4 protein-coding genes are annotated in these 6,000 nt (G+C 69.9%); 1 reads left to right on the top strand and 3 read right to left on the bottom strand.

Translation table 11 applies throughout. The annotated features are described in order from the left end of the window. Positions 1-992: ATP-binding protein (locus ACFWI4_RS17720; RefSeq protein WP_387196838.1), on the bottom strand; the 992-nt coding region annotated here is incomplete at its 3' end. A gap of 240 nt (positions 993-1,232) precedes the next feature. Here ACFWI4_RS17720 and ACFWI4_RS17715 point away from each other — a divergent pair. Continuing rightward, positions 1,233-1,817 carry a two-component system response regulator gene (locus tag ACFWI4_RS17715; RefSeq protein WP_387196835.1) on the top strand — a complete coding sequence of 195 codons (585 nt, stop codon included), beginning with the start codon at positions 1,233-1,235 and terminating at the stop codon, positions 1,815-1,817. Between the two features lie 60 nt (positions 1,818-1,877). On the opposite strand, the gene ACFWI4_RS17710 is transcribed toward ACFWI4_RS17715, so the two are convergent. Then, a complete protein-coding gene (locus ACFWI4_RS17710; protein WP_387196833.1) occupies positions 1,878-3,749 on the bottom strand; it encodes an AMP-dependent synthetase/ligase in 1,872 nt (623 codons plus the stop codon). A 213-nt stretch (positions 3,750-3,962) separates the two neighbouring features. Then, positions 3,963-5,831 (bottom strand): translation elongation factor 4, encoded by a 1,869-nt coding sequence (gene lepA, locus ACFWI4_RS17705; RefSeq protein ID WP_387196830.1) that lies wholly within the window; start codon positions 5,829-5,831, stop codon positions 3,963-3,965. Positions 5,832-6,000 lie beyond the last annotated feature (169 nt).

Below are 6,000 nucleotides of genomic sequence, written 5' to 3'. Positions count from 1 at the left end.
CTGGACCCGAAGCCGGTGCTGGACCCGAAGCCGGTGCTGGACCCGAAGCCGGTGCTGGACCCGAAGCCGGTGCTGGACCCGAAGCCGGTGCTGGACCCGAAGCCGGTGCTGGATCGGAAGCTGGCACCGGACTCGAAGCCGGTGCCGGACTCGAAGCCGGTGCCGGACTCGAAGCCGGTGCCGGACCCGAGGCCGGTGCCGGACCCGAAGCCGGTGCCGGGCCCGAGGCCGTACGGTTCTCCGTCGGCCGGCGTCACGGCCCCCGGCACCTGCCCCTCGGCGTACGCGGCGGCGCCGGCCCCGGCCCGACCGGAACCGTCCGCGGGCCCCTCGAACCCGTCGGCGCGCGTGAGACCGTCCGGTCCCGCGAAACGGTCCGGCCCCGCCGATCCGGCGGCGTCCGTGAAACCGGTGGGGCCGGTGAAACCGTTGGTGTCCGTGAAGCCGCTCGCGCCCGCGCGCCCGCCCGGTTCGCGAGGCCCGTCCGTGTCGTCGAAGCGGCCGGGCCGGCGCCGCTCGCCGGTGTCCGTGAAGGCGTCCGCCCCGGGCAGCGCTCCGGCGGCCCCGGCGGTCAGCAGCCTCGACCAGACCGTCTTGACGCCCGGACGGTACGTGATCCCCCAGGCCTCGGAGAGCGCGGAGACGAGGCGCAGGCCCCGCCCGTACTCCGGTGTCCCGTAAGGCGGTTCGGCGCCGTCCTCCCGTATGGCGCGCGAGGGATGGTGGTCGGAGACCTCGACGACCACCGTGCCCGGCGGCCCGTCGGCCGGGCTGTCCTCCAGCCGGCACAGCAGCTCGACGTCGGTGCCCGCGTGCACCACCGCGTTGGTGACGAGCTCGCTGACCACCACGACCGCGTCGTCGGTGAGCCGGTCGTCGATGATCCCGGCACCCGGCAGGCCCGACTCGGTCCAGTCCAGGAGCGTGTCCCGGAGGAACCGGCGCGCGGCGGCGGGGGCCAGCGGAGTGCCCGGCAGCGACGTCCGTGACACGACGTCCCGGCCTGCGCGGTGTGCGAGCGTGTCCGGTGCGCACGCCGTGGTCTCCCGTTGCGTCGGAATGGCCCCCACTGTGCGGCTCCCTGGGCAGTTCGGACGAATACACCTCGGACGATGCGGCCAGGGTGACAGACTGGCGGCACTCATAAGCGCCGAGTCACCGAAGTGGGCCGCCATGAGTGAGAACAGTGGTATGGATGTGTTCGAAGTCGGACAGAACCGAGCACCGCGGTCATGAGCGCCGGGACGAGGGACGACGAGGGCGCGAGCATCCTCCTGGTCGACGACATGGAGGACAACCTGGTCGCGCTGGAAGCCGTCCTGCGCTCGCTGAACGAACCGCTGGTGCGGGCGCGTTCGGGCCAGGAGGCGATGGAGGCGCTGCTGCGGCGACGGTTCGCGGTCGTCCTGCTCGACATCCGGATGCCGGGCATGGACGGATTCGAGACGGCCGCGAACATCAAGCGGCTCGACCGCACCAAGGACGTGCCCATCATCTTCCTGACGGGCTCGGACGCCGACGCGGGCTACGCCTTCCGCGGGTACGCGACGGGCGCCGCCGACTATCTGACGAAGCCGTTCGACCCCTGGGTCCTGCGCGCCAAGGTCACCGTCTTCCTCGACCTGCACCGCAAGAACCGTCAACTGGAGCGCCTGCTGGCCCGGGAACAGGACCAGATCGACGAACTCGCCGCCCGCCTGGGCAGGTTGGACGCCCAACTGGCGGCCGGTGCCGTGCGGGACGTACCGCGACTCCGCGACCAGATACGGCAGATGGACGAGCTGCTGGGCCGGATGCGGCGGAGGCGGGACGGATAGGAGGGGGCACCGGTTTCCGGCCCGCGCGAGGCGGGTCCGGAAACCGGGTGCCGACGGCGGCTAGGCCTCGCGGGTACCCGCGTACATGTCGTCGATCAGGTGCTTGTACGCCTTCTCGACGACCGGGCGCTTCAGCTTGAGGCTGGGCGTGATCTCACCGTGCTCGACGTCGAGGTCACGGGGCAGCAGACGGAACTTCTTGATGGTCTGCCAGCGCTGGAGGCCCCCGTTGAGCTCCTTCACGTAACCCTCGACCAGCGCGACCGTGGCGGGCGCCGCGACGACCTCCGCGTACGACTTGCCCTCCAGGCCGTTGTCCTTGGCCCAGTCGAGGATGGACGGCTCGTCGAGCGCGATGAGCGCGGTGCAGAAGTTCCGGTCGGCGCCGTGCACGAGGATGTTGGAGACGTACGGGCAGACCGCCTTGAACTGGCCCTCGACCTCGGCGGGCGCGATGTACTTGCCGCCCGAGGTCTTGATGAGGTCCTTCTTGCGGTCGGTGATCCGCAGATAGCCGTCCGCGGACAGCTCGCCGATGTCACCGGTGTGGAACCAGCCGTCGGCCTCCAGGACCTCGGCGGTCTTCTCGGGCAGCTTGTGGTAGCCCTCCATGAGGCCGGGGCCGCGCAGCAGGATCTCGCCGTCGTCCGCGATGCGCACCTCGGTGCCGGGCAGCGGCTTGCCGACCGTGCCGGTGCGGTAGGCCTCGCCCGGGTTGACGAAGGAGGCCGCGGAGGTCTCGGTGAGTCCGTAACCCTCCAGGATGTGGATGCCGGCGCCGGCGAAGAAGTAGCCGATCTCCGGCGCGAGCGCGGCGGAGCCGGAGATGCAGGCGCGCAGGTTGCCGCCGAAGGCCTCACGGATCTTGGCGAAGACGAGGGCGTCGGCGACCTTGTGCTTGGCGCCGAGCGCGAACGGCACCGAGGCCGAACCGGTGCGGCGGAAGTTGTCCTGGCTGGCCTTCGCGTACTCGCGGGAGACGTCCGCGGCCCACTGGAAGATCTTGTACTTGGCGCCGCCGCCGGCCCGCGCCTTGGCCGCGACCCCGTTGTAGACCTTCTCGAAGATGCGGGGCACGGCGGCCATGTACGTCGGCCGCACCACCGGAAGGTTCTCGATGATCTTGTCCACGCGGCCGTCGACGGCGGTGACGTGCCCGACCTCGATCTGCCCGGAGGTCAGGACCTTGCCGAAGACGTGCGCGAGCGGCAGCCACAGGTACTGGACGTCCGCCTGGGTGATCAGACCGGTCCCGGAGATCGCCTTGGCCATGTAGGACCAGTTGTCGTGCGGCAGCCGCACGCCCTTGGGACGGCCGGTCGTGCCGGAGGTGTAGATGAGGGTGGCGAGCTGGTCCGCGGTGATCGCGCCGACCCGCTCCTTGATCAGCTCGGGGTGCTTCTCCAGGTAGGCGGCGCCGCGCGCCTCCAGCTCGGTGAGCGTCAGGACCCAGTCCTCGGTCTCGACGCCCTCCGCGTCGACGACCACGACATGGGTGAGCTCGGGGAGCTCGGCGCGCTTCTCGCGGGCCTTGGCGAGCTGGGCCGCGTCCTCCGCGATGAGGACCCGGCTCGCGGAGTCGGCGAGGATGAACGCCGACTCCTCGGCGTTGGTCTGCGGATACACGGTCGTGGTGGCCGCGCCCGCGCAGAGGATGCCGAGGTCGGCGAGGATCCACTCGACCCGGGTCGAGGAGGCGAGCGCGACGCGCTGCTCCGGCTGGACGCCGAGTTCGATGAGACCGGCCGCGATGGCGTAGACGCGCTCCGCGGCCTGCGCCCAGGTCAGCGACCTCCACTCGTCCGGTCCCGCGCCGGAGGCCGGTACCGGGTAACGGTATGCCTCGGCGTCGGGTGTGGCCGCCACACGCTCCAGGAAGAGGGCGGCGACGGACGGCGGACGGTTCTCGATCAGGGTCTGTGTGTCGCTCACGACATCCTCCGGGGCCCGCGGCAGTGCGGCTGGCTCAATTGCGGCTGTTGTTTAACTCGCGAGTAACTACCGAGCAGAGATCAGACTAGAGCGCGTCCGGCCGGTGCGTAAGGGGCGACGGCCGGTCACTTCTTGCAGGACACATCCATGAGACAAGCACAGGGCCCGCCGCGCCGAAGCGCGACGGGCCCTGAATTCCGGGATTCGGCGTGGCTACTTCTTGCCCTTGGCCGAACCGCCGCTGTCGTCGCTGGACAGCACGGCGATGAAGGCCTCTTGCGGAACTTCCACAGAGCCCACCATCTTCATCCGCTTCTTGCCCTCCTTCTGCTTCTCCAGCAGCTTCCGCTTACGGGAGATGTCACCGCCGTAGCACTTGGCGAGGACGTCCTTGCGGATGGCGCGGATGGTCTCGCGGGCGATGACCCGGGAGCCGATGGCCGCCTGGATGGGCACCTCGAAGGCCTGCCGCGGGATCAGCTCGCGCAGCTTGGCGACCAGCCGGACGCCGTACGCGTACGCGGCGTCCTTGTGCGTGATCGCCGAGAAGGCGTCGACCTTGTCGCCGTGCAGCAGGATGTCGACCTTGACCAGGCTGGAGCTCTGCTCGCCGGTGGGCTCGTAGTCGAGCGAGGCGTAACCGCGGGTCTTGGACTTCAGCTGGTCGAAGAAGTCGAAGACGATCTCCGCGAGGGGGAGGGTGTAGCGGATCTCGACGCGGTCCTCGGAGAGGTAGTCCATGCCGAGCAGGGTGCCGCGCCGGGTCTGGCACAGCTCCATGATCGAGCCGATGAACTCCGAGGGGGCGAGGATGGTCGCCCGCACGACGGGCTCGTACACCTTGTCGATCTTGCCCTCGGGGAACTCGCTCGGGTTGGTGACCGTGTGCTCGCTGCGGTCCTCCATCTCGACGCGGTAGACCACGTTCGGGGCGGTCGCGATCAGGTCGAGGCCGAACTCGCGCTCCAGGCGCTCGCGGATCACGTCGAGGTGCAGCAGCCCGAGGAAGCCGACGCGGAAGCCGAAGCCCAGCGCGGCCGAGGTCTCCGGCTCGTAGACGAGCGCGGCGTCGTTGAGCTGGAGCTTGTCCAGGGCGTCGCGGAGCTCGGGGTAGTCGGACCCGTCCAGCGGGTACAGGCCCGAGAAGACCATCGGCTTGGGGTCCTTGTACCCGCCGAGCGCCTCGGTCGCGCCCTTGTTCAGGGTGGTGATGGTGTCACCGACCTTGGACTGGCGGACGTCCTTCACCCCGGTGATGAGGTAGCCGACCTCACCGACGCCGAGGCCGTCGGCCGGCTTCATCTCGGGCGACGAGACGCCGATCTCCAGCAGCTCGTGGGTGGCGCCGGTGGACATCATCTTGATGCGCTCGCGCTTGTTGAGCTGCCCGTCGATGACACGCACGTACGTCACGACACCGCGGTACGAGTCGTAGACCGAGTCGAAGATCATCGCGCGGGCCGGGGCGTCCTGGACACCGACCGGGGCGGGGATCTCGGCGACGACCTTGTCGAGCAGCGCCTCGACACCGAGGCCCGTCTTGGCGGAGACCTTGAGGACGTCCTCGGGGTCGCAGCCGATGAGGTTCGCGAGCTCCTCGGAGAACTTCTCCGGCTGGGCCGCCGGCAGGTCGATCTTGTTCAGTACGGGGATGATCCTGAGGTCGTTCTCCATCGCCAGGTAGAGGTTGGCGAGGGTCTGCGCCTCGATCCCCTGGGCGGCGTCGACGAGCAGGACCGTGCCCTCGCAGGCCGCCAGGGACCGCGACACCTCGTAGGTGAAGTCGACGTGCCCGGGGGTGTCGATCATGTTGAGGATGTGGGTGCGGCCCGGATCCTCGGACGGGGCCCAGGGCAGCCGGACCGCCTGGGACTTGATGGTGATGCCGCGCTCGCGCTCGATGTCCATGCGGTCGAGGTACTGAGCGCGCATCTGCCGCTGATCAACCACCCCGGTCAGCTGGAGCATGCGGTCGGCGAGCGTGGACTTGCCGTGGTCGATGTGCGCGATGATGCAGAAATTGCGGATCAGCGCCGGGTCGGTACGGCTCGGCTCGGGCGCATTGTTAGGGGTCGCGGGCACGCAGGGTCCTGTCTCTTGAGGCGCCTGTCGCCTCGGGTCGGATCGATACGTAGGTTCCATGGTCCCACGCGCGGCGGACTGCGACCGGTTTGGGCCGCGGGAGGGGGACGGCGGCGCCCGGTCCGAAGGCCCTGACCAGGGCATCGGCGACGGGCCGCGGGACCGGGAC

The organism is Streptomyces sp. NPDC127038 (assembly GCF_042725875.1).
In the GTDB taxonomy this organism is placed as follows: domain Bacteria; phylum Actinomycetota; class Actinomycetes; order Streptomycetales; family Streptomycetaceae; genus Streptomyces.
The sequence above is the reverse complement of the archived record's forward strand: the minus strand, read 5'-3'. Positions and strand labels throughout refer to the sequence as shown.

What these genes read in the sequence shown, in the direction of transcription:
- ACFWI4_RS17715 (WP_387196835.1), top strand. Translation starts at nt 1,233, where the DNA reads ATGAGCGCCGGGACGAGGGACGACGAGGGCGCGAGCATCCTCCTGGTC.